Raw genomic sequence first — 23,525 nt, 5'->3', positions numbered from 1 at the left:
AGCCAGGTCAACCAACCATTACAGGTCATCTTGAGGGTAGGGATCCCGCTAGCACTCTCCATCGCTTGTGCTTGCTGGTCTTTTGCTAAAGGCCTGACTCCTCGCTCAAACACATGGCATCTCTCAGGTCCTCGCTTGCTGGATGGCAAGGAAGCGTTGAGAGAAGCGAGAGCAAGAAGCCTCAATAAGAAGCAGATTGAAGCTGACAACTTTCCCCTGGCTCTCCACCCGGCGCTGATCTTGCCCAAGAAACGTTGGGCGAGGCATCTGCTGATCGCGGGCAGCGTGGGTAGTGGTAAGACAGTCATCTTGATGGCGTTGATCCGTCAGATGCTTCAACGCAACTTGAAGTGCTTCATCTACGACGTAAAAGGTGACTTCACAGCTAAGGGCGATTTTGGCGTTGGTTACCGCCCCATAATTGTTAGCCCGTTCGATAAGCGGTCATACGTCTGGGATGTTGCACGTGATGTGCGCTCACCTACGCAAGCTGCTGCGTTCGCAGCAAGCCTCATCCCTGAAGAAAGCGGCAACGGCAAGTTCTGGACCATAGCGGCTCAACAGCTACTGACGGGTGCATTGCGGTCTCTTCAAAATACGAGGGGGACAGAGTGGACCTGGACGGATCTAGCGCATGCAGTCTCCCAGGGTGCTTCTGCCATGTTGCCCATGCTCAAGGAGCACTACGCCAAAGCCGCGCCTTTGATCGCGAACGAAGAGAGCCAGTCCACTGCCTCTGTGCTAGCTACGCTGGCGGGTTACACGCGGGTCATTGATGACCTGGCACTAGCGTGGCCTACGCGCACAGATCGCATGTTCGCTATGACTGACTGGGTGAAGGATGGCTACAGCGGCCGTAAGCAAGTCATCGTCCAGGCTGGCCCAGATCCAAGCCTTACAAAGGCTTACATAGCGGCAATGATCAACGTCGCTGTTCCTTCGATCATTTCAGCCCAGCTCCCTGACAACGAAGAGGGCCGGTTCCTAGGTTTCATCCTTGATGAGCTGCCAAGCATAGGGCGTTTGAACATCGATCAGCTGCTCACCCTAGGGCGTTCAAAGGGCGTGTGTGCAGTTCTCTGCTATCAAGACTTCAGTCAGATGGAAGCTGTCTATTCAAGAGAAGTTGCTAAGACGTTCTCTAGCACAGTCGCAACAAAAATTATTTGTGAAGTCCAGGCCGGAGATACGCGGGACTACCTAGCCTCAACGATAGGTAAGCACAAAGTGGCCTGGAGGACGTATGACGACAACGCAACTGTGCACGAAGAGACCAGAGCCATCGTGTCCTCGCCTGAGCTGACAGATCGATTGGGCTTCAGGAAGGGAAAGGCATACGGGCCTAGTGGGTGGGGCATTCGCGCCATTGTTCAGATGGGCGGAGATCCACTGTTGCTCAATTTTCCAGGCAACCAGATCCCTAATCAACGTCCAGGACAAGTTCCAGCCCGTTGGACTCTTGGGCCTCGATCAGCGCCTAGGGTGGTCAGCACATCCCTTCAAGCAAATGTGGATGGGGAAGAGACGGACATTGGCCTTTCAATTGCTGATGTATTGGCTAGAGAGGCATCCCGGATATATAAGTCTAAAGACTGATTCAGTTCTTGCCAAAAACGTCATTTGCCTTTTAATGAAGTGGTCGCTTTGCCGCTTCGACAACGGCGCTTTGGGAGATAAAGATGATTTCTATTGCTCGTATCAATGCCCGTGGGCAAAAACAAAATGGCGAGGCAGTGGTTGACTACTTGCTTGCGGTGGAGGAACTGTCGCAAGGAATGAAGAATGCAGCCGAGAGGGCAAATTCACACGCAGCGTCAGATGGTCTTGCATCTTATTACTATGATGAGAATGCAGATGCTGTCCAAAGATGGTCAGGCAGATTAGCTGCTGACTTAGGACTTGAAGGAAAGCCCGTTGACAAGCAGGCGATGTTAAAGCTTGCGGAAGGGTTCCACCCCTACACCGGGGAGCCTCTTTGCAAGAACGCTGGAGAGAAGCCCAGGCAAGTTGAAAAGATTGATCGAAAGACTGGGAAGCCAAAGCTGGATAAAGATGGGAATGTGATTCTAAAGTCTGAGGGAGGGCATAGGGTCGGCTTCGACCTTGTAACAACGCCTCCCAAAAGCGTCTCCATCGCATTCGCACTCGGCAATGATGATGAAAAGCTGGAAATACTCCAGGCGCATCGGCGAGCAAACGATGTTGCGATGAAATTCCTGGAGAGCAAAATTGAAACTCGTAGGGGGAAGCAGGGCGTAAATGTAATCGGGACCGAAGGTGTGATCATCATGCAGGCGGATCACATGGGAAATCGAAATTTAGATTGTAACGTCCACACTCATAACCTTTGTTTTGGTATTACAAAGGGTGTAGATGGTCAATACGGCACCTTTGATTCTCAAGAAATATACAGGCATCAAAAAGCTGCAGATCAAATTTACAAGAGCGAGCTCGCAATGAACTTGCGTGAGCTTAAGTATGGAATTGAGCAGCTGCGAGAGGTGGATGCCCACGGGGAGGAGACGGGAAACGTGTCCTTTGAGATATCAGGTATTAGTCGCGAATTGATTGAGCTTAATTCGTCCCGTCGCGCTGAAATTTTAAAGTATGAATTAGAGCACGGGGTTGATCGTCAAGCAGCTTGCCTGGCAACCCGGCAACACAAGGATGAACCCGCATTCGATGAACTGCAGGCCATGTGGACTGACACCTTCAACAAGATCAAACAGGAGCGTGCAGAGCTGGTGCCGTCTATACAGCAATTAAAGTCTACGGCCGATAAAAACATGAGAATTGATGAGGATGCTGAGATATTAAAGCGTCTTCATAAAACCGATTCAGTATTCACTGAGTGCCATCTTATTGAGGCCATTGCAAAGGAGAACATGGGGAAGGTGCGCTTTTCTGATGTGATCGAGAAAGTAGAGGAATTTAAATCTCGCATGCAGCTGGTTGAGATTGCGCCTGAGAAGATTGCTGCTTCTGATGCTGGGGAATCACTTTCTCGGCGCAATACGGACGTGAGATATGCCGCAGGCTGGATGGTTGAGTGGGAGAAAGAAATAATCAGCGGCGTTATGGCCAGGCAGGATGAGGATCATCAAAAAATTCCTCAAGTCAACGTTGAGGACGTGATAGCAGCTTATGAGTCGAGAAAAAATTTCACTGTTACTGACGAGCAACGTAACAGCGTGATCCACGTGGCCTCCAATTCGGGCGGTGTGGCCGTATTCACAGGTGGCGCAGGAACGGGAAAAACAACAGTCAGTGACATTTACAGTGAAGTGTTCAAAGCGGATGGCCGCAACATGATCGGTGTTTGCGTATCCAATATGGCTGCTTCCAAGCTGGAAGCTGAAAGCAGGATGCCGTGCAAATCAGTTACCAAAACTCTTTCACTGCTAGACAGAAACTTGATGAAGTTAACTGATAAAGATGTGCTGGTGATTGATGAGGCGGGAATGATTGATGCTGATCAATCCAGGCGTCTCCTTTCATACGCTCAAAAAGGAGGAGCAAAGGTAATTCTCCAGGGCGATGAAATGCAACTACAGCCCATCGGAGCTGGTTCTGGAATGGCACTAGCAAAGGTGGCTGTAGACGATGTTCAACTGACTGAAATTAGGAGGCAAAAAAACGCTGAGGATCGCGCAATTGCAGGGCTCTTCTACACAAGAGGAGCTGATGGAAAAATACAGCACCACAAGAAAGGCGAAAAGTCTAGGAGTGAAACAATATTGCATGGCAAGGCCATTTTTGAAGCGCTTGAGGCAAGAGGATGTATTGATGATTACGATACGCGCGATCAATCTATAAGCGCTCTTGTTGATGACTATATGTCTTCTAGTGCAAGCATTGATCAAAGGCTCGTGCTCGGAAGCACCCGTATGGACGTAAAGGAACTAAACGAAAAGATCAGAGCAGCTATGGTTTCAGCTGGCCTTGTAGATTCATCATCTGTCAATGTTTCAATCGTAAACAAGAAGGATAAATACTCTATTGACTTGTCGCCGGGGGATCGAGTTGCTTTTACAAAAAATGATGAAAAGGGCTTGGGAGTTGTGAACGGGGACGCAGGAACCCTGTTGAGTGTTGAAAAAGGCGAGTCTGGCGGATACGACATGATTGTAAGATTGAGGTCCGATACTCCAGCAAAAGATGGGAAATTAGTAAAATTCAACACTGATTCATTCAATAATATTCGACACAACTATGCCGTCACTGTGCATGATAGCCAGGGGCAGGGCAAGGAAGATGTTTTTCATCTTGCTAATTTAGGCATGATGGATAATCACAGTGCTCTAGTTGCCTTCACTCGCCTTACAAAGGGTAAATATACGATGTATGGCGACACCGAAACTATTGAGCGAATTCATGAGCGCATGGGGATGGAGCGATTAAAGGCAAATGCTACTACTGAGGGTGTTTTAAAGGACGCAAAGCAAATTGATAGAAACCAAGTTGCTCTCAGTCAGCTGCGGAATTCTATTGAAGCGTTTAATGGTTTGGAGGCGAAGAGGGATGTTCAAAGGATTGATAATGCTAAAAGGGCAAGAAAGACTATCAGCGTGTTCGGGCTCAGTGACTGAAATCACAAGGTCAAAGTGAGGTGCACGGACGCTCCGATTGATGCCGCCGCTATCATTGCGGCGATTTTAAAAAAAGGGAATCTTCTGCGCGGTATCTGCCAGGACAATGATCTGGCCAAATGCTGTCTCTGCCGCGTGGCTCTCTTCCAGGGATCACATGTAACGCCTGGAGGCTTCGCATAGATCTTCCAGCCTGCTTTCGCGGCATTGATCCGCCATGCATATTCGTATTCTGACGCTTGAGCCTCTGTCGCGTTGACGGATCCGAGGTTTACTACGTCAAAGGGCTTGCCTTCCCAGCCTCCTCTTAAACTTCTGTGCTGCTTCTGACGTTGATCCAGGTCAACTGTTTGGCCGATGTAGACGTGTCCGTTTTCGAAGACCAACGCATAGAGAGTTCTTGATCTTACGTGATACTTTTGATCTCGCTTCCAGTTCATGAGTCTCCTTATGTATGTTTGTTAATTCATACATAAGCGAAACTTAAGATCTGGCAAGCATATTTTTGGAAATAAAAAGGGACCCTGAGGTCCCTTTGCTATTTTTGATGTTCACCAGGGCAAGAAAGACCAACCACTGGCAGTCTTGAACCTTAGATATTTTTCAAGCTGCTGTTCAAGTAGCTTTAAATTGTCTTCGTAGCGTTGTAGTGCGTCAGATCTTTTCACGCGGCTTGTTGTTATGGCGTGGCCGTCTATAGGCGTCTCCCTTTCCATCTTTTCGATTCTTTCCTTTGTGCCTGAAGCCATGGCTCCTGCATTCTTGATCTTCTCTAGCGTTTCGTAAATTCCATCAGAGCTCTTGAAAAGGAACTTCGATTCACGGAATGCTTTAATCATGTTTGCTTCGCAAACTTTAATTGGCGTGTCAGTCTTGCCCCATAGGGCTTGGTAATATTCTAGCGCTGTGGTGTAGATGGCAAAGCGCTTGTTATACAGATCCAGCCTCGCTTTTGAACTGGCAATCTTCATTTGCGATAGGGCTATGAGTATTGTTGCAATACTTAGCAATACAGTTACAGCGTCTTTGTCGAAATTTATACTCATTACTTCATCGCTCTTCAAAGGTGAGCTGGATTTAATCTGATTAATCATTGTTTAGCAAGCTCCTTCAACGAACAAGGGACCCGAAGGGCCCTTGCCGAGATACAGATCACCTCCTTTTCTGCCGACACATTCTTTAGCGTCCTAGGTTGATTGACACCCCAACGCCACCCATTGCTTTGCCTCTAGCGCTATACGAAAACCCTCCCGAAACACTGGTTCGTTCAGTGATACGAGCTCTCCAGCCGATAGCCAATGCACCTTCATTGCCGCTGAAGCCGACGCCTGCAGAAGCTTGAACTTCGCCTACGGCAGCTGGAACGTTCGCTGCTGCCATCATCGACATGGCCGCTACTTGAGCTCCCATTGCGTCTATGCGGCGGTCCTGGCGATCAATGCGCCTGTTGGTTTCATCCCAGCGGTCATTAAGAGCGGTCTGCATGTCATAGATCTGGCCACCGTTCACCGCATCCGTTGAACCTTTCTCTATGCGGCCCGCAGCTACGCTCGTGACGCGCTGGTTGCCAGCATTGATGCCGTCACGTGTGATAGATGCACCGCCTTCAAGGGAGACGCCTTTGGCGTCCACGGTTGTTGCGCCAACTTTGACGCTGCCGCTTTCACTGAGGACTACGTTGTCTGCCACAGCAATGGTTTGAGTTCCGTCCTGGTTATCGCTGACTTCGATGTTCTTCCCTGCGACAGATTTGCTGCCGCTACCACCGCCGACACCATCTTTGCCGTCAGTGCCTTTGAGCGAGGCAATCCATTCTTTTTCAGTGCCCTTGTAACCATTCCCAACGGCAACTTCATAGGCGCTCCTGCCGTCTGCACCTGCAGGGCCTTGAGGTCCAGTGCCAGGCGAGATTCCATTACCAATACGATTGTCTAGGTAGACAAGAGCGTCATTGACGTTGTTAAAGCTAGGGCCGCTCGGCATCGCAAAGGTCGGGTTGGTCCATGTGCCTGTAGTCGGATCATAAGAAGCTCCACCACCGAACCACACAGCTTGCCTGGACACTGCGGTTTGGGTTTGACGCACTCGCAAATCTACCGCTCTAACTTGGCCTGTATTTGCAGCATCATTGTCTTCAATGCCGCCTGCAACATTCTTCAGGCGTTTATCGTCGCCTGCTTTGCCAAAAGACACAGTTCCATCTTCAGAGCACTCAGCACCGTAGCCAACTGCTGTGCATTTTGCTGTCGCTGATGCGAAAGCTCCAACTGCAGTTGATTGATCTGCGTATGCGTTGGCCTGATTGCCAGCGGCAGTAGATCCCTCACCATTGGCATTCGCGTTTGAACCGTATGCTGAGGACTGATTTCCAGCCGCACGGGCCGATGGACCACCAGCTACGGAGTTGTCTCCCGTAGCTAAGGCCGGATCATTTTTAGATGGATCACCCTTCGCTGCGAAATAGGGGTTGCCTGCGCCAGGGGTTGTAGGAATGCCAGCCAGAGCATCGTTCAATTGTTTTAGGTTTACAGCATCTGTATCAGCTGTGCCCGCGTTTACGCCTGTTAATTGGCGATTTCCAAATGCGACTGTGTTAGCTCTTCCGCCTGTTGAACCGCCGATGGCGATTGAGTCAGGTGCATCGGCTCTTGCTCCTGGGCCGATTGCCGCAGTAGCCCCGCCAGTTACTAATGCGTTCGGGCCAATAGCCACTCCGTTGCCACCAATCACACCATTGCTTTCAACTCTGGAGTCTCGCCCAATCGCCACTCCACCGCCGTCGTTAACTCCACCTGCGTAAGCGCCATTGCCGATAGCTACGCCTTTTCGGCCTGCGGAGGCATTGTCGCCAATTGTGGTGCTGCCAAAATAGGCCTTAGAGTTCCTGCCGATTGCAATGTTCGGTCCATACTCGCCGTGATCAAATTGAGTTTCCGCATTTGTTCCAATGGCAATGTCATAGCTGCCAATAGCCCTTGCAGCGCCACCAGTGTCGGGTCCATTCACCACAATTCGTTTGCTGCCGCTTCCCGCTGCGACAGTTTCATTTAGCTGTTTTACGTTCACAGCATCATAGTCTCCAACACCCTTGGCAACACCTACAATTCTTTTTCCCTCTGGTAATCCGCCGCCTACTGCAACGGTGTCATATTGATCGGCGATTGTATTTGCTCCAATAGCAACTGCACCATTGGCGGTAGCTTTCGCATTGGGTCCAATCGCTATTGTGTTTTGCTCTTTCGCTTGAGCATTTTCACCTATAGCTACACCCCCTTGCTGTGTAGCTATAGCTTTACTGCCGATGGAAACTGATGCGCTTGCCGCTTCTGATTGCTCGCCGATTGCGACACCGCCTGCAGTTGATTTTGATTGCTTGCCTATAGATATGGCTGTCGCAGTGACGTTTTCAATGTCCCAAGAGCTGCCGTTCCAGGTCATTCTCTGGAACATGCCTGTAGTGGCATTTGCTAGATCACCAATGGCAATGTCGCCTTGTGCAGACGCAGCGGCACCATCGCCAATTTGAATTAACGATGCGTTGGCAAGGCCCGATGAAAGCAGAGCTATTGCCGCAATTGCTAACCTGGATTTGTTTAATCTGCTTTTCATCAATTTGCTCCTTTGGGCTTTGCCATGATGTTGGTGGTGGTGGATTGGCTACATAAAAATGTAGGTTTTAGGATGTTTACCTGTGAGGCGTTGGCAGGGATGGGGAGGCTGGCTGGTCTTTCAAGCAATGCTTTGTCATTGCCTTCAAATGGAATTGAGATTGAATAAATCCCGTTTGAATTTGTTTTTGTCTTCCAGATTCGACTGCCATCCAAGATCTCGACTTCTACATTGGCAATCGGCTCATCGAGCCAGACTGCGCCGCGTATGTGGCATAAATCACCGTCAACCAGGGCGATTGGCTGAATTGCCAATTGCTTGATTAGTGCGAGGTTTTCTTTGTTTGGTTCTGCGATAGCGCTTGCCGCTATAAAGAGCGATAGCGCGATTAGCATTTTAAAGATGTGCATTGCTGGCCTCCTTTTAAATTTGTGGTTCTACCTATCCACAAATAGCAGGAGATTTGGCTTGCGCAAGGGGGTGGGGGTATTAAAAATATCTCGCGCATAAAAAAGCCCCCTCTTTCGAGGGGGCTGGAGACACGACCGTATCTCAATGTCCAGTTTACGTCGAGGAAGGAGGTGCCTTTTTCAACCGGACACTTATACACATAACACCAATTTAAATTAGCGCAAGTGCGTGCGGTTTTTAATTTATTCGGATGTGGATGCCAACGGCCATGTTGACAAGAAGTCCGTGTTCCGCATGGTCGGATCCGGGCACTGCCTGATAGATCGATCAGGGCAACAGTGGTTGGACCGCTTCAGCAGCGGGTAGCCAGAAGGTAGCCAAAATACGGGTGCCGCCTTTGATGGCGGAAATAAGCAAGTAAAAACAGTGGGATGCAGAGACGCTGAAAGCCTACGCTAGAACTGCTTCATCAGCGGGGTGTGTTCCTTGGACGCCTTGGCGTTGCTGGTGTTGTCTTTTGTATCAGTCACTTGGGGCGTTTCGCGTCTTGGCAGGGCGTCGGGGCGTGGCCACGCGCAGGCATGGCCGGAGAGGACATTAGTGTAGCGACCTGGGGCGGTCGATGATCCGCGGCACCCGTGCTGGGCCCGGGGGCTGTCCGTGTGCCAACGCCTGCGCCCCTGCGCCGGCACTTTGGTTGATTTCCCCAGGGGCCCACGGTAGTGTCAGCCCCGGCGATTTCCGCCAAGCGGCCTCCATGGAAACCGGGGCGACTTATCCCCCGGGCGGGCGTTGATGGAAAGAACAAGCATGACTGCAGCCTGCATGGCCGCCGAACCTCGTTACACCTGGCGTACCGTCCTGCTGAGCATCCTGGTCGCCATCGTTCCGCTTGCCGGCTCCGCACCCTACACCTTGCTGAAGGCGGTGCTGCTGCTGGCCCTGCTGGTCTCCGGCGTGGTTCTGATCCGCCGCCAGCCCGATGTCCGCCTGCGCTACCGCATCGCCCGGTTCATCGTGATCGTCTGCTTCCTGCGCCTGGCCTATGCCTTCTACAGCATCCTCTGGCACGGGCTGCGCTGGAACGAGCTGGATCTGCCGGCGCAGACACTGCTCTACCTGGGCACCGCTGCCGTGTTCGCCACTGGGCTGGACTGGCGCCTGATCTGGAAGATCTTCGCCGTGTCCACCCTGGTCTTCGGCGGGTCGTGCATCGTGCAGCACCACGTGATGGGCCTTGAACGCGCGCACGGTTTCAGTGGCGGCGAATGGACGGCCATCGAGTTCACCATGGTGACGCTGTGCATGGCGTTGTTCTCGGTCATCCGGTTGATCCAGCCCAATGTGCATCCGGCCGAACGCTGGCTGCACGGCGTGGCCATCGCCGTCGGCGTCTACGGTTCGATCCTGGCGCAGAGCCGCGGGCCGATCCTGGCGTTCATTCCCGCCATGCTGATGGTGATTGCGGTGCACGTCCGGCGCACCCGGCGCTGGCGGGGGGCACTGGCCTTCGTCGGTGCCCTGGTCATTGGCGTGGTCGGTGCCACCTCGGTGCTGAACCATGAGGTGATCCAGCGCTTCGGTGAGGTCAGTGGCGAGATCTCCGGTTTCAACCAGGAAAACGAGGTCGGCTCGGTCCGCGAGCGCATCGCCATGTGGGGCGTGGCGGTCGACGCCTTCGCCGAGCATCCCGTGGCGGGGGTGGGCCTGAACCAGTTCGGTACCTACGCACGTGAGGGCATCGCCCGCGGCGAGGTGTCCGAGTCGATCTTCCGCTACAACCACCCGCACAACGAGTACCTGGAAGCGGCGGTGACCGGTGGCGTGCCGTTGCTGCTGATCATGCTGCTGGTCTTCATCCTGCCCGGCATTCATTTCGTGCGGCGCCTCGGCCACGCCGACGACATCACCGCGATGATCGCCACCGCCGGACTTGCCGTGGTCATCGTCTATGCGCTGTCGGCGTTCACGGACAACGTGTTCTACCGGGCGATGCCGCATTCGTTCTATTTCTACCTGGTGCTGGGCTTCATGCTGGCGACCGCCTTGCCTGCGCGCGACCTGCGCCGGCCAGGGAGTCCCTCCTGATGGCGCATATCCACCTGCTGGCCGCCGACAACCAGCGTGGCCTGTCCCATGACATCCAGGTGATCGAGCGCTCGTTGCAGCAGCTCGGGCACACGGTGACGGTCAGCCGTCTGGACGCGGTGCGCAATGGGGGGGCCTGGAAACTCCGCGGGATGCGCCTGCGCAGGCTGCTGGCCTCGTGGCTGAGCCTGGGGCGCACGCCGGCCCGGTTCGACATCAACATCTCGCTGGAGCATGTCCGGCCGGCAAGCTTCGGACTGGCCGAGGTCAATCTGTTGATTCCGAATCCGGAATGGGTGTCCGCACGCAGCCTGCGGATCCTGCCGCGGTTCGATGCGTTGTTGACCAAGACCGAAGACGCCACGCGCATCTTCAATGCGCTGGGCATGCGCGCGCTGGAAGTCGGTTTCTGCAGCCGTGACCGCTACGACCCGGCGGTGCCGCGCAGACCGCGCAGCTTCCTGCATGCAGCTGGTACCAGTCGCATGAAGGGCACGGCAACGCTGGTCGAGGTCTGGAAGCGCCATCCGGAGTGGCCCTTGCTGACCATCCTGCGCGGTGGCCCTTCGGACGAAGATGAGGGCGGGGCCGCGAACCTGCGGATCGTCCGCGAGCGCCTGCCCGACCAGGAGGTGCAGCGCCTGCAGAACGAACATGCGTTCCACCTGTGCCTGTCGCAGACCGAAGGCTGGGGCCATTACCTGGTGGAAGCGATGAGCTGCGGGGCGGTGGTGATCACCTGCGATGGCGCGCCGATGAACCAGATGATCGACGACAGCCGCGGCATCCTGGTTGCCGCGCACGAGGGCGCGCCCTGCCATCTGTCCAGGACCTGGCATGTGGATGAGAAGGCGCTGGAACAGGCCGTCGAGCGTGCGCTGGCGATGGACGAGGCCGAGTGGACCCGGCTGGGCGCCAATGCACGCGCATGGCACCTGGCCAGCGAAGTGGCGTTCCCACGCCGGCTGGGCGAGGCCCTGGCCAAGCTTTGAGTTGATGCGGCTGGTTGCTGCAGAGTGCTCAGCCTGGCACCAGGGTGATCTGCGGATGGCTGCCGAAGATCTCCATGACGATCTCGAAGTAGGTCTGTCCCTGGCCAAGTGACAGTGCCGTCAACTGAGCGTGGATGGCCGGACCGTTGAACCTGCCGCCCTGATCGAGTTTCGACTGCAGCCAGGCGCGCGTCGTCTCGCGGCCCAGTGCCTCGCGGCTGTGGGCGATGTCGCGCCACACCACCGTGGCGGTGGCATGACCGGCGAGCGCGCCGTAGCCCCCGTGCAGCAGGTCATCAAGCGCGTCCAGGCTTGCGCCCAGCTGCCAGTTTTCGTCGGCCATGAATACACGATTGATTTCCACGTAGAGGCTGGCGATGTCGTTGATGGACGCGCCTTCGATGTGCAGGATCCGTGTCATCTGCAGACTGTAGCCCTCCGGGGCGACGGTTGTGTCCGGCGCAGATAATCCGGGCCGCCCTGGATGGGGTGGCGTTATTATGGTGTTAATCCTGCGTGATTTTCATCGGGCGCTGGCGTGTCAGCGGTATTCGATAAGGATATGGCGCCATTATCGGTCGCCGCATTTTCTGACTGCCTGCACAGTTCCATATATTTGGATCGGTCCATATATAAAGTCCCGTAAAGTTTCCCTCCGCTGCGCCGCCATCGAACGTACGGCCACGATCAAGGGAATTGAGATGCTTGCCTTACGTAATCTCCGTGTGGGATCCCGGCTTGGCGCCGGCTTCGGTCTGCTGCTGCTGTTCATCATGGCCATCGTCGGCCTGGTGCTGTATGGGAATCAGCTGAAATCCGCCCAGTTCGAGAAAGTGGTGGACGTCAACATGGTGAAGATGCGCCTGTTGAATGACATGCTTGATACCAACAACGCGGTGCTGATGCATCGTCGCCTGATGGTGATCAAGCGGGGTGACGAGTTCGACAAGGATTACCAGCGTGCCCAGGAGTTGTCGCGGACCTATGACGGTATCTGGGCCAAGTACATCAAGATTCCGCGTGACGCTACGGGCGATACCCTGGTCGCGCGCATCGAGGCGGCCCGCAAGGCCACCGATGCATCAACCCAGCAATTGCATGAGCGCATGAAGGCGGGGGATTTCGATGGTGCAGCGAAGGAGCTGCTGGCCGAGCACGGATTGGCAACGGCCTGGAATGAATCCATTTCGGCCCTGCTGCGCCACCAGGAAACACTGACCGAACGCAGCCGCGAAGAGTACCGCGCAACCGAATCGTGGACCGGCACCCTGTCGATCGCGTTCGGGGCACTGAGCCTGTTGCTGGGGACGTTGGCGGCCTGGGCGATCACCCGCAGCCTGACCGGCCCGCTGGAAGGAGCGGTGAAGCTGGCCGACGGCATCGCCAGTGGCCGCCTGGACAGCAGCATCGACGCCACCGGCAACGACGAGGTGACCCAGCTGCTGAAGTCGATGCAGCGCATGCAGGCACAGCTGCAGTCGGTGATGGCGGCACAGGGGGAGCTGGCCCGCCAGCACGATGCCGGCAGCCTCAGTTACCGCATGGATGAAAGCGCATTCCCTGGCGACTACGGGCGCATGGTGCATGAGACCAATGCGCTGGTTGGATCGCACGTGCAGGTACAGAACCGGCTGATCGAGGTGATGAAACACTACGCACGCGGCGATCTGTCGGTGGACATGGACCCGCTGCCCGGCGAGAAGGCGGCGATCACCCAGGCGATGGACGAAACCAAGTCCAGCCTGTCGGCGATCAACAGCGAGATCCGCCGGTTGGCGACAGCGGCCGCGGCAGGCGACTTCAGCCTGCGCGGCGACGAAGATCGCTTCGCCTATGATTTCCGCGACATGGTGGCCGGGCTCAACCGCCTGATGCAGACCACCGACGAGAACCTGGTGCAGGTGTCGACCCTGCTGCAGGCCATCTCGCGCGGCGACCTGACCGTGCGCATGCAGGGTGATTTCCATGGCGTGTTCGCGCGCATGCGTGATGACTGCAATGCCACCGTCGACCAGCTCAAGCAGATCGTCGGCCGCATCCAGTCCAGCGCCTCCAGCATCAATCTGGCCGCAGGTGAAATCGCTTCGGGCAACACCGACCTGTCGCGGCGTACCGAACAGCAGGCGGCAAACCTGGAAGAAACGGCAGCATCGATGGAGGAACTGACCTCCACCGTGAAGCAGAATGCCGAGCATGCACGGCAGGCCAACCAATTGGCCATCGGCGCGCATGGTGTTGCCTCCCAGGGCGGTGAAGTGGTGGGCCAGGTGGTCACCACGATGTCGGCCATCGAGGCATCGTCGAAGAAGATCGCCGAGATCATCAGCGTCATCGATGGCATCGCCTTCCAGACCAATATCCTCGCGCTGAACGCGGCGGTCGAAGCTGCGCGTGCCGGCGAGCAGGGCAGGGGCTTTGCAGTGGTGGCCAGCGAAGTGCGTACGCTGGCGCAGCGCTCGGCGGGTGCGGCCAAGGAGATCAAGGGGCTGATCGAGGATTCGGTCGGCAAGGTCGCCGACGGTTCGGCGCTGGTCCGCCAGGCGGGCACCACGATGGGCGAAATCGTGGCCTCGGTGCAGCGCGTGACCGACATCATGGCCGATATCTCTGCTGCCTCCCAGGAGCAGAGCTCGGGCATCGAACAGGTCAACCAGGCGGTGGTGCAGATGGATGAGACCACGCAGCAGAATGCGGCGCTTGTAGAAGAGGCCAGTGCGGCGGCACGCTCGATGGAGGAGCAGGCCAACCTGCTGGCCGAGGCGGTTTCGGTGTTCCGCACGGGGGCGGTGACCGCTGCCGCCGCGGTGCGCCCGGCGCTGGCAGCCGTGGCGGCATCGGTTGCGCCGGTGCGCCGGCCCGCGGTGCTGTCGCCGCGGATCGAGCCGACGCTGGCGGCCAATGCGGGTGGTTGGGAAGAGTTCTAGAAGAGGGCAAGGCCGGCAGGGAGACGGCGCCCATCGCGACGGCTGGTCGCGATGGGCGCGGATTTTCTTCCTGAACGTGCCATGGCCGATGAAGTGGCGGACACGCGCATTTCACTTCCGGTTGCCAACCGCGGGAGGACACTGGCGCCATACCGGAACTCAGGAGATGGCCATGAAGACCTCGACCCGATTGCTTGTGCTGGGCACCCTGCTGGCAGCTTCGTCGGTGGCCGGCGCGCAGACCTATGGCCCGCGCGATGAGGGACGCAAGTTCAACGACGGCAGCCGCGTGGTCTGCAAGAACGTGGAAGTGCAGCGCAACTCGCGCGATCCGAACCGCATCACGGGTACCGCTACCGGCGCCGTGATCGGTGGCCTGCTCGGCAACCAGGTAGGTGGCGGCAACGGCAAGAAGCTGGCCACCGTGGCAGGCGCCGTTGCAGGTGGTGCAGCCGGTCGCCAGATCCAGGGCAACAGCCAGCAGAAGAACGGCGACCGCGTGGTGGAACGTCGCTGCGAACGCGTCTACCGCTGATCGATCGCAGCCAGTCCCCGCTTCCCCTTCCACACCGCAGTACTCGAACGTTACGGAAAAAGGGGACGGAGGGGATTAAGTCGCAATCGCCCAAACCGGCCGTTTACGACTTAATCCCCTCCGTCCCCTTTTTTGCGAGGAGGCGCCAGCTGGCGAGGCTGCCGTAGAGCAGCAGCAGGACGGTGAGGGTGATCAGTTCGTGGCTGACTTCGGTCAGGCGGGCGTCCATCTGGTTCAGGCGCACCATCAGGTTGATGCCCGAGGTGGTGGGCAGCAGCTGCGCCAGCCAGACCAGCGGTTGTGGCGTCATCACTGCCGGCCACGACAGGTTGGCCAGGAAGAACAGCGGGATCGAGGTGGCGATGATGTACTGGAAGGCGCGTTCGCGGGTGCGGAAAAAGCTGCCGACGAACAGCCCGAAGGCCACGGTGGCGGCGATGAACAAGGTGCCGCCCAGCAGCTGGCCCAGCGGATTGCCGCCGCGCGGGTAGTCCTGCACCCAGGCGGTGAAGCCGGCGTAATAGAACAGGCCAAACAGGCCGATCAGGCCGAAGCCCAGTGCCATACCGGCCAGGGTCGGCAGGTCGAAGCGCAGGCGCCGGCCGAGTGCGAGACGACGGCCACCGAGCAGGACGCCGATGCCCATCAGCAGGGTCTGGTGCACGATCAGCTCGGCCACGCCGGGCACGATGGCGCTGCCGTAGCCTTCCTGGGTGTTGTACAGCGGGCGCTGCACCAGCGTGACCGGTGGTGCCTGCGGTGCGCCCATGAAGGCGGCCTGGCCGACCACGGCATCACGTCCGAAGGCACCCAGTGCATCGGCCACGCTGCCCAGCACCCAGCTGGCACGGCCCAGGTAGGCACCGTTGCCGAGCAGCACCAGCTTGGCCGGATGGCCGCGCAGGATGTCGCGCTCCAGGTTGGCCGGGATCAGCACGATGCCTTCGGCATGACCGGCTTCCAGCTGCTGGCGCGCGCTGTCGATGTCCGCAGGCTGCCCGACCACGCGTGCGACCCGCAACGCGTCGAGCTTTCGCAGCAGCTCGCGGCTGGTCGCGCTGTGGTCTTCATCCACCACCAGTACCGGCAGGTTGCCGGCCACCTGGTGGCGATACGCGGCCGGGTAGAAGAACGAGTACAGGATTACCGCGCCGACCATCACTACGATCGCATAGCGGTCGCACAGTACCGCCATCAGGGTCTGCCGCAGGCTGCGCCACAGTGCGCTCATGCGTCGGCCCCCGCCGGTTGCGCGGCTTCGGGCGTACGCGCGAAGGCGATCAGGCGCAGCCCACCGATGCCGCCAGCCACCACTGACATCAGCAGCAACGTGGCCAGCGGCCATACCGAAACCTGCAGCGGCGAACCGATGAACTGTTGCTGGGTCTGCAGCTTGATATAGGCGCTGAGCGGCAGCAGCTGATGCCAGACGCGGGTGAATAACGGCCCGTCCAGCACCGGGAAGGTGGCGCTGGAAAATGCCAGTGCAGTACCGATGCTGAGGCCGACCGCGGACAGCGCGGTACCCATGTCGCGGGTGACGCCGACGAAGAACAACGCGTAGGCGGCAGTAGCCAGGTAGAACAGAGGTTGTGCGAGCAGCAGCAGGAGCACGCTGCCGGCCACACCGTCGCCGCGCAGCCAGGCCAGGTAACCGATGCCGAGCGCGCCATACAGCGAGAACAGCAGGATGTACGGCGCGACCTTGCCGGCAATCGCCAGCCACGGCGTGCGGCCCAGCCAGGCGGGCAGGGTGCCGTCGCGGATCTCGCGGCCGAGGCTGCCGGCCACCGCAAGTGCCAGCACCAGCGACAGCACTGCCGGGAAGATCAGCGGCAGCAGGAACAGCTCGTAGCTGCGCGCTGGGTTGTACAGGATGTCCGACTGCACCGCGATCGGTGCCGCACGCAGCTTGGCCGGGCCGACCTGCAGGCCGATGCGCTCGCGCAGCAGGCGCGCGTTCCAGGCCGAGACCGCGTCGCCGATATCGCGCGCCGCGGACTGGCCGGTGGTCATGTAGGTGGCGTTGTAATAGGCGAACACGGTGCCCTGGCGTCCACGCAATGCCTGCCGGGTGACATCGCGCGGCACCAGTACGATGGCGAACACATCCAGCCGACGCAGCTGCGAACGTGCGTCCTGCATGTCCGCAGGCTGGCTGGCGATGCGCACGCCGGGGCTGGCATCGAGCATGCGCAGCAGCAGGCGGCTGTCACTGCTGTGGTCGAGGTCGACCACGGCGATCGGGATGTCGCGCATCACCGAGGGCGTGAACATCCACGCCATCACGGCCAGCATCAGCAGCGGCAGCAGGGTGACCAGCAGCAGGTCGGCGCGGTTGCCGCGCAGCGACCGCAGCTCGCGCCGCCAGCTGGCGGCGAAGCTGCTGCTGTCGGGGCTCAGTGCTGGGGCCATGCGAACAGCACGCTCATGCCGGGGCGGAAGCCCTCGATGCGGCGTACCGGGCGCACCCGCACCTCGAAGCTGCGGACGTCGTAGCCGGACGACTGGCGGGTGGTCCGCCAGGTCGCATAGTCACCGGCCGGATTGATGAAATAAACCTCGAACTCGCCGTCCTGGCCAAGCGCCGGCACGCTGCCCTGCAGCTTGCTGCCGACCTTCAGGCCCTGCATCTGCGATTCGCGCAGGTTCATCGCCACCCACATGCGGTCGATGTCGACCAGGGTGAACACCGGATAGCCCGCTGGCACCAGTTCGCCCGGGTCGGCCATACGCTTGTTGATCTCGCCGGCCACCGGCGCGCGCCCTTCCACTTCGACGCGCGCGGCGTTGACTTCGGCCACCGCGCCCTGTGCCTGTTGCACCTGGCCCTGCGCGGCACGCTTGTCCTGCTCGCGTGCGCCGGCCAAGGCCATGTCGTACTGCGCGCGGGCGGCACGCGCCAGTTCGCGCGAGCTGGTGGCCTGGGCATGCGCTTCATCGCGCTTCTGCCGGGTCATCACCCCTTCGTTGAACAGGTTCTGCACGCGCTGGTAGGTGGCTTCAGCCAGCGTCGCACCGGCTTCAGCCCGCTTCCAGTTGGCTTCGGCGGCGCGGATGTCCTCGCTGCGCGCACCTTCGTCGGCCTTGTCGGCCACCGCCTGTGCGGCGGCCAATGCGCCGTGCGCCTGCTGTTCCTTGGCGGCCACTTCGGGGCTGTCGAGCAGGAACAGCACCTGCCCGGGCTGCACGCGGTCGCCCTCGCGCACCTTCAGTTCGGCCACGCGCGCGGTGATCTTGGCGGCCACGTTGATGGTGTCGGCATCGGCCATGCCCTGGATCTGGTCGGCCGGGCTGCGCCAGGCCAGCCACAGGCCGAGCACCACCACGACCAGCAGCACCACTATCAGGATCGGGCCCAGGCGGCGCTTGGCCGGGGGCGTCGTTGCATCGTCGTGCAGCACATCACTCATGGTCGATCACCTCGTCCGCACGCCGCCGGAACTCTTCGAAACGGTCCATCTGTCCACTGACCTCCAGCAACTGTGCCAGCGCAATATCGTATTGGTAGGCGGCCTGTGCGCGCTCGACACGGGCGCCGCCGAGGCCGAGCCGCGCGTCGATCACATCCAGCGAAGTCGCCTGGCCTTCGCGGAACGCCAGCTCCTGCAGGCGCAGGTTTTCCTGTGCCTGGGCGATGCTGCTGTCGAGCAGCACGTACTGCTGGCGTGCGGTTTCCAGCTCGTTCCAGGCCTTGCGCACGCCCAGTGCGACCTGGTTCTCGGCCTCGCGCAGGCCCGCTTCGGCCTGTTCCTGCTGTGCACGCGCGGCGCTGATCTGCGCCGGCCGCGAGTTCGGCGACAGGAAGGTGTATTTCAGGCCGATGCCGAACGCCCAGTCCGGATCGGTCAGCATCTCGTCGCGGCGGCGGAAGTCGTACTGGCCGAAGACGAAGATCTGCGGTTTCAGCTTGGCCTGCTGCACGCGCACGCCCTGTTCGGCCTGTGCCACCATCGCCCGCAGGCGTGCGATCTGCGGCTGGCGTGCCTGCGCAGTACGCTCGAAGCTGGCCACCGGTTCCAGCGGCACGCGCTGCACGAACAGCGGCGACACCGGCTGTACCTCGCCACCACTGCGCAGCAGCGTGGCCAGCGCCGCCTTCAGCGTGGCCAGGTCGTTCACCGTTTTCTGGTATTCGCGCTCGGCCTTGTCGCGGGCCACGGTGGCCTGCAGGCGCTGGGCGCGGGTGGCGAAGCCCTCGCGTTCCAGCTTCTCTGCGTCGGACAGGTGGCGGTTCAGGCCATCGCGTACGTCGCGCCGCACATCCACTGCCTGCTCGGCCAGGCGCTGGCCGAAATAGGCCTGGGCCAGCTGCACGGTCAGCGATTGGCGTTGTGCTTCGCGTTCGGCACTGGCCTGTTCGTGGGCGGCGCTGGCGGCACGTTGCGCGGCCGGAATCACGCCGCCGGTGTACAACGGCAGCACCGCGGTAACCACGGGCCGGGTACGCCAGTCGCGTTCGGTGAATGACAGCGGCGAGTCGATGCCATAGGCCTCGGCGACAGGCGCCAGCGAACCCAGTGGCAGGGTGAGGGTCTTCTGGAACTGCAGCCGGCGCACTTCGCCGGTAATCTCCGGCAGGCGCAGCAGGCGCGTGGCGTCCTGCAGGTCCTGCTTGTTTCGCACCGCTGCGTCGGCGGCGGCCAGTGCATCGGAGACCTGCTCCAGGCGCTGGCGTGCCTGTTCCCAGTCCAAAGCCGGTGCATCGGTGAGGGTCTGCGCCGGCGCAGCCAGTGGCACGCAGGTTGCCAGCGTCAACGCCAGCGCGGCCTTCGCGCGGTGCATCCTTGTACGTCGGCCGATCACGCCCATGCCGTCCCAATGGTGAAGAAGTGCGCAAACGGTAGTGCGCGCGGCGTGAAGCCCGGGTCTGCGATCATCGGTTTGTCCTCAACGAAGGGTGCCGCTGGCCGCAGTGCGCAGCGCCTGCGTGATGTGCTGCAGCGTGCTTGAGCGCACGGCGGCATGCTGCCAGTACAGCGGCACATCGAGCCAGCGGCGGGGTTCCAGTACCACCACGCGGCCGGCGCGCACGGCGGGCGCGACCAGGGTTTCCGGGGCCATGCCCCAGCCGAGTCCGCACGCGGCGGCTTCGACGAAACCGGTGGAGGAGGGCAGGTAGTGTAGCGGCGGCTGCAGTCGCGCGCGGGTCAGGCGCCGCACGAAGCGCCACTGCAGTTCATCTTTGCGGTTGAACACCAGCATCGGTGCGCGCGCCAGGGCTGCGGCCTGCATGCCGTCGCTGAAGTACTGGCGGGCGAAGCCGGGCGAGGCGATGGCGTGGTAGCGCATCGCGCCGAGCGGGTGCACGTTGCATCCCTTCACCGGCTGGCTTTCGGCAGTGACCGCGCCGAGCACGCTGCCATCGCGCAGCAGCTGCAGGGTATGGTCCTGGTCATCCATGCGCAGGTCGAACAGGTAGCCATGGCGCTGGTGCAGGTCGGCGATGGCCGGTACGAACCAGGTATCGAGCGAGTCGTCGTTGACCGCCAGGGGGATCGGCGTGCGCGCAGCGTCGCTGCCACGCTCGGGCAGCAGCTCGGCCAATGCCTCGGCCTCCAGCGCCTGCATCGGCCGGACCCGGCGCAGCAGCGCTTCGCCTGCGGCGGTGGGCCGGCACGGTGCCTGACGTACCACCAGTACCTGGCCAAGCCGGTCCTCCAGCGCCTTGATCCGTTGCGACAGGGCCGATGGGCTGATCGACAGGCGGCGTGCCGCGGCCTCGAAGCTGCCTTCTTCCAGCACCGCAGCAAACGCGGCCAGTTGTGGATGTACCAGATCCATGCCGGTGCCTCTTCAGTTTTCCTGCACAGGATAAAGAAAAATCAGATTGTCTAAACAGGGTCGGCGGCCGCACCCTGCGCGTCCCCTCGCTGCCTGGCCTGTCCTGATGTGGATCGCCGCTACCGCCGCCGGCCTGTTCGCAGGTGCCGGCCTGATCATCGCCATCGGTGCGCAGAACGCCTTCGTGCTGCGCCAGGGCCTGCAGCAGCTCCACGTGGGCAGGGTGGTGCTGGCCTGCGCCGGCGCGGACATCGTGCTGATCCTGGCCGGCGTCGGCGGCATGGGCGCGCTGGTGCTGCAGTGGCCGCTGCTGCTGCAGGTGCTGCGCTTCGGTGGTGCGGGCTTCCTGCTCTGGTATGGCCTGCAGGCGGGGCTGCGCGCATGGCGCGGTGGCAGTGCGCTGGCCGCCGCCGAGGCGCAGGGCGGCAGCGGACGGCAGGTACTGCTGACCTGCCTGGCCTTCACCCTGCTCAACCCGCACGTCTATCTGGATACCGTGGTGCTGCTGGGCAGTCTGTCCACGCGTTACCCGGGCGATCTGCGCTGGGCCTTCGCCGCCGGTGCCTGCATTGCCAGCGTGGTCTGGTTCTGCACGCTGGGCTATGGCGCGCGCCTGTTGCAGCCGGTGTTCCGCAGGCCAGGCGCCTGGCGTGTGCTGGATGCAGGCGTGGCGATCTTCATGTTCTGCCTGGCGACGTTGTTGCTGCTGCGTCCTTTATCGCCATGAGTGCGTGACGTACGCCGGTGTTGCGTATGTGTTCCACCGGTACGGTTCACGTGGCCGGATACAGCGCGGATAATGCGCGCCTGGTCGCGACCCCGCCGCGCATGCCGTCGTTCGGCAGCCCCCCGGTCGCCTGTGTTCTCGTTGTACGACCGCCACGGCGCGGCATCGGTGTTGCATGAAAGACAATCTACAGCTGCTCCTGTCCCACCTGGGGCGCACCTTCCTGTTCGGCCTGATGATGGCGCTTCCGCCTGCGTTGGCCTGGCTCGACATCCATTGGCTGGGCAATGCAGTCGGCGAGTGGTCGCTGGTCGAACTGACCCAGGAAGGCTTCCTGGTCGCCAGCGTGGCTGCCTTCGCCCGGCTTGCATTGCGACGTGCCGATGATCGGGCCTTTGCCGTTCTGGCGGCCGCGCTGTTCGCCTGCATGCTCCTGCGTGAAATGGATGAGGCGCTGGACCTGATCGCACACGGCTTCTGGAAGTACCCGGTGGCCGTGCTGATCATCGGTTCACTGGCCTGGGCCAGCCGCGACTGGCGCCGGGCCATGCCGGCGCTGGTGCGTTTTCTCGTATCCCGGCCGGGTACCGTGATGACGATCGGCCTGGTTCTGCTGCTGTTCTATTCGCGTCTGATCGGCATGACGTCGTTGTGGACCGGACTGCTGGGTGACCAGTACATCCGCGTGTTCAAGAACACCATCGAGGAGACCACCGAACTCCTTGGTTACACCTTCATTCTCGCAGCCAGCGTCGGCTATGTGGCACAGCGGGTACGCGAACCGCTGACGGCACGGAAGCGCGCCGTGCACGAGGGTGCCGGGATGCAGCAACGGCCACTCTAGGCGGCATCCACCGCGCACAACGGCGTCTCGCCGGGGCGCAGGGTCAGTACCCGCACGCCGGTGCGGGTGACCGCCACCGTATGCTCGAACTGCGCCGACAGCTTGCCGTCGCGGGTGTACACCGGCCATTCGTCCGGCTGCTGGCGGATGGCCGGCTTGCCCTGGTTGAGCATCGGTTCGATGGTAAACACCATGCCTTCTTCCAGCACCATGCCGGTGTTGGGATGGCCGTAGTGCAGGATCTGCGGTTCCTCGTGCATCTCCTGGCCGATGCCGTGGCCGCAGTATTCCTTCACCACGCTGTAGCCGTGGCTGCGCGCGTGGCGGGCGATGGCGTGGCCGATGTCGCCCAGGCGCGCACCAGGACGCACGGCGGCAATGCCTTTCCACATCGCCTGGTAGGTGGTCTGCACCAGCCTGCGCGCGGCGTAGTCGACCTCACCGACCCGGTAGGTGGTGCTGGAGTCGGCGATGTAGCCGTTCTTCTCCAGGGTGATGTCGAGGTTGACGATCTGGCCGTTGCGCAGCACGTCGGTGGTGCTGGGTACGCCGTGGCAGACAACGTTGTCGATCGAGGTGTTGAGCACGTACGGGAAGCCGTACTGGCCCTTGCTGGCCGGCCTCGCCTGCAGTTCATCGACGATCATGCGTTCGACGAAATCGTTGATCTCCATCGTGCTGCGGCCCTGCAACGGCAGCTGGTCGAGCGCGGCGAACACCTGCGCCAGCAGGCGACCCGATTCGGCCATCAGCGCGATCTCGTCGGGGCGCTTGATGATGCCCATTGGCTCAGACCTGGCCCGGCGGCAGCAACGGGGGCTGCACGCCGGCCGCGCGCAGCTCGCTGGCGACGATGTCCTGGAAGCTCAGCGTCGGGTTCAGCTCACAGAGCATGCCGACCCGGATCCAGAAGTTGGCCTGGGCGTTGATCGAGCGGCTGGAGACGGTGCAGGCACGGCGCAGCTGGTCGTGCAGGGTGTCATCGATGTTGACGATGCCCATGGGCGGTCCTGAAGGAGTGG

General features: G+C 60.0%; 19 protein-coding genes. 8 read left to right on the top strand and 11 right to left on the bottom strand.

Annotated features, from left to right (window positions below; translation table 11 throughout):
• Nucleotides 1-135: 135 nt before the first annotated feature.
• Together N7573_RS06360 and mobF are read left to right on the top strand one after the other, a co-directional pair.
• The gene (locus N7573_RS06360; RefSeq protein ID WP_279912047.1) at nt 136-1,596 is read left to right on the top strand and encodes a helicase HerA-like domain-containing protein; all 1,461 of its coding nucleotides are present in this window, start codon (nt 136-138) and stop codon (nt 1,594-1,596) included.
• An 83-nt stretch (nt 1,597-1,679) separates the two neighbouring features.
• Nucleotides 1,680-4,589, top strand: coding sequence for a MobF family relaxase (gene mobF, locus N7573_RS06355; RefSeq protein WP_279912048.1), 2,910 nt, complete (start codon nt 1,680-1,682; stop codon nt 4,587-4,589).
• A 551-nt stretch (nt 4,590-5,140) separates the two neighbouring features.
• Here mobF and N7573_RS06350 read toward each other — a convergent pair.
• The 3 genes from N7573_RS06350 to N7573_RS06340 all read right to left on the bottom strand — a co-directional run bounded on the left by N7573_RS06350 (nt 5,141) and on the right by N7573_RS06340 (nt 8,608).
• Nucleotides 5,141-5,683 carry a hypothetical protein gene (locus tag N7573_RS06350; RefSeq protein WP_279912049.1) on the bottom strand — a complete coding sequence of 181 codons (543 nt, stop codon included), beginning with the start codon at nt 5,681-5,683 and terminating at the stop codon, nt 5,141-5,143.
• Nucleotides 5,684-5,768: 85 nt separating this feature from the next.
• Nucleotides 5,769-8,198 (bottom strand): YadA-like family protein, encoded by a 2,430-nt coding sequence (locus N7573_RS06345; protein WP_279912050.1) that lies wholly within the window; start codon nt 8,196-8,198, stop codon nt 5,769-5,771.
• Nucleotides 8,198-8,608, bottom strand: coding sequence for a hypothetical protein (locus N7573_RS06340; RefSeq protein ID WP_279912051.1), 411 nt, complete (start codon nt 8,606-8,608; stop codon nt 8,198-8,200). Before N7573_RS06340 ends, N7573_RS06345 begins: the two co-directional genes overlap by 1 nt.
• 811 nt (nt 8,609-9,419) lie before the next feature.
• Here N7573_RS06340 and N7573_RS06335 point away from each other — a divergent pair.
• Both N7573_RS06335 and N7573_RS06330 read left to right on the top strand, forming a co-directional pair.
• Nucleotides 9,420-10,697 carry an O-antigen ligase family protein gene (locus N7573_RS06335; protein ID WP_279912052.1) on the top strand — a complete coding sequence of 426 codons (1,278 nt, stop codon included), beginning with the start codon at nt 9,420-9,422 and terminating at the stop codon, nt 10,695-10,697.
• Nucleotides 10,697-11,689 carry a glycosyltransferase gene (locus N7573_RS06330; RefSeq protein ID WP_049424491.1) on the top strand — a complete coding sequence of 331 codons (993 nt, stop codon included), beginning with the start codon at nt 10,697-10,699 and terminating at the stop codon, nt 11,687-11,689. Before N7573_RS06335 ends, N7573_RS06330 begins: the two co-directional genes overlap by 1 nt.
• 28 nt (nt 11,690-11,717) lie before the next feature.
• On the opposite strand, the gene N7573_RS06325 is transcribed toward N7573_RS06330, so the two are convergent.
• Nucleotides 11,718-12,110 (bottom strand): barstar family protein, encoded by a 393-nt coding sequence (locus N7573_RS06325; RefSeq protein ID WP_279912053.1) that lies wholly within the window; start codon nt 12,108-12,110, stop codon nt 11,718-11,720.
• A 280-nt stretch (nt 12,111-12,390) separates the two neighbouring features.
• On the opposite strand from N7573_RS06325, the gene N7573_RS06320 reads away from it, so the two are divergent.
• Nucleotides 12,391-14,613 (top strand): methyl-accepting chemotaxis protein, encoded by a 2,223-nt coding sequence (locus N7573_RS06320; protein WP_279912054.1) that lies wholly within the window; start codon nt 12,391-12,393, stop codon nt 14,611-14,613.
• Between the two features lie 166 nt (nt 14,614-14,779).
• Entirely contained in the window at nt 14,780-15,148 is a 369-nt protein-coding gene (locus N7573_RS06315) for a glycine zipper 2TM domain-containing protein (protein ID WP_032127541.1), read from the top strand.
• A 103-nt stretch (nt 15,149-15,251) separates the two neighbouring features.
• Here N7573_RS06315 and N7573_RS06310 read toward each other — a convergent pair whose 3' ends face one another.
• From N7573_RS06310 to N7573_RS06290, 5 genes are all read right to left on the bottom strand, one after another.
• On the bottom strand, nt 15,252-16,379 hold the full coding sequence (locus tag N7573_RS06310; protein ID WP_279912055.1) for an ABC transporter permease: 1,128 nt from the start codon (nt 16,377-16,379) through the stop codon (nt 15,252-15,254).
• A complete protein-coding gene (locus N7573_RS06305; RefSeq protein ID WP_279912056.1) occupies nt 16,376-17,563 on the bottom strand; it encodes an ABC transporter permease in 1,188 nt (395 codons plus the stop codon). The genes N7573_RS06310 and N7573_RS06305 overlap by 4 nt, the downstream gene beginning before the upstream one ends.
• On the bottom strand, nt 17,548-18,561 hold the full coding sequence (locus tag N7573_RS06300) for an efflux RND transporter periplasmic adaptor subunit (RefSeq protein WP_032127538.1): 1,014 nt from the start codon (nt 18,559-18,561) through the stop codon (nt 17,548-17,550). Before N7573_RS06300 ends, N7573_RS06305 begins: the two co-directional genes overlap by 16 nt.
• A complete protein-coding gene (locus N7573_RS06295; RefSeq protein WP_279912057.1) occupies nt 18,554-19,960 on the bottom strand; it encodes a TolC family protein in 1,407 nt (468 codons plus the stop codon). Before N7573_RS06295 ends, N7573_RS06300 begins: the two co-directional genes overlap by 8 nt.
• A gap of 78 nt (nt 19,961-20,038) precedes the next feature.
• On the bottom strand, nt 20,039-20,932 hold the full coding sequence (locus tag N7573_RS06290; RefSeq protein ID WP_071228490.1) for a LysR family transcriptional regulator ArgP: 894 nt from the start codon (nt 20,930-20,932) through the stop codon (nt 20,039-20,041).
• A 106-nt stretch (nt 20,933-21,038) separates the two neighbouring features.
• On the opposite strand from N7573_RS06290, the gene N7573_RS06285 reads away from it, so the two are divergent.
• The gene (locus N7573_RS06285) at nt 21,039-21,659 is read left to right on the top strand and encodes a LysE/ArgO family amino acid transporter (protein ID WP_279912058.1); all 621 of its coding nucleotides are present in this window, start codon (nt 21,039-21,041) and stop codon (nt 21,657-21,659) included.
• A 175-nt stretch (nt 21,660-21,834) separates the two neighbouring features.
• Entirely contained in the window at nt 21,835-22,503 is a 669-nt protein-coding gene (locus N7573_RS06280; RefSeq protein ID WP_279912059.1) for a hypothetical protein, read from the top strand.
• Here the strand turns inward: N7573_RS06280 and map are convergent.
• Entirely contained in the window at nt 22,500-23,282 is a 783-nt protein-coding gene (map, locus tag N7573_RS06275) for a type I methionyl aminopeptidase (protein ID WP_253143372.1), read from the bottom strand. The two genes, N7573_RS06280 and map, sit on opposite strands and share 4 nt — an antisense overlap.
• A 10-nt stretch (nt 23,283-23,292) precedes the next feature.
• Entirely contained in the window at nt 23,293-23,505 is a 213-nt protein-coding gene (locus N7573_RS06270) for a ParD-like family protein (protein WP_005412680.1), read from the bottom strand.
• Nucleotides 23,506-23,525: the final 20 nt, after the last annotated feature.

It is taken from the genome of Stenotrophomonas sp. GD04054 (assembly GCF_029836955.1).
GTDB classification, from domain to species: domain Bacteria; phylum Pseudomonadota; class Gammaproteobacteria; order Xanthomonadales; family Xanthomonadaceae; genus Stenotrophomonas; species Stenotrophomonas maltophilia_A.
This window is presented reverse-complemented; position numbering and strand designations above follow the sequence as displayed.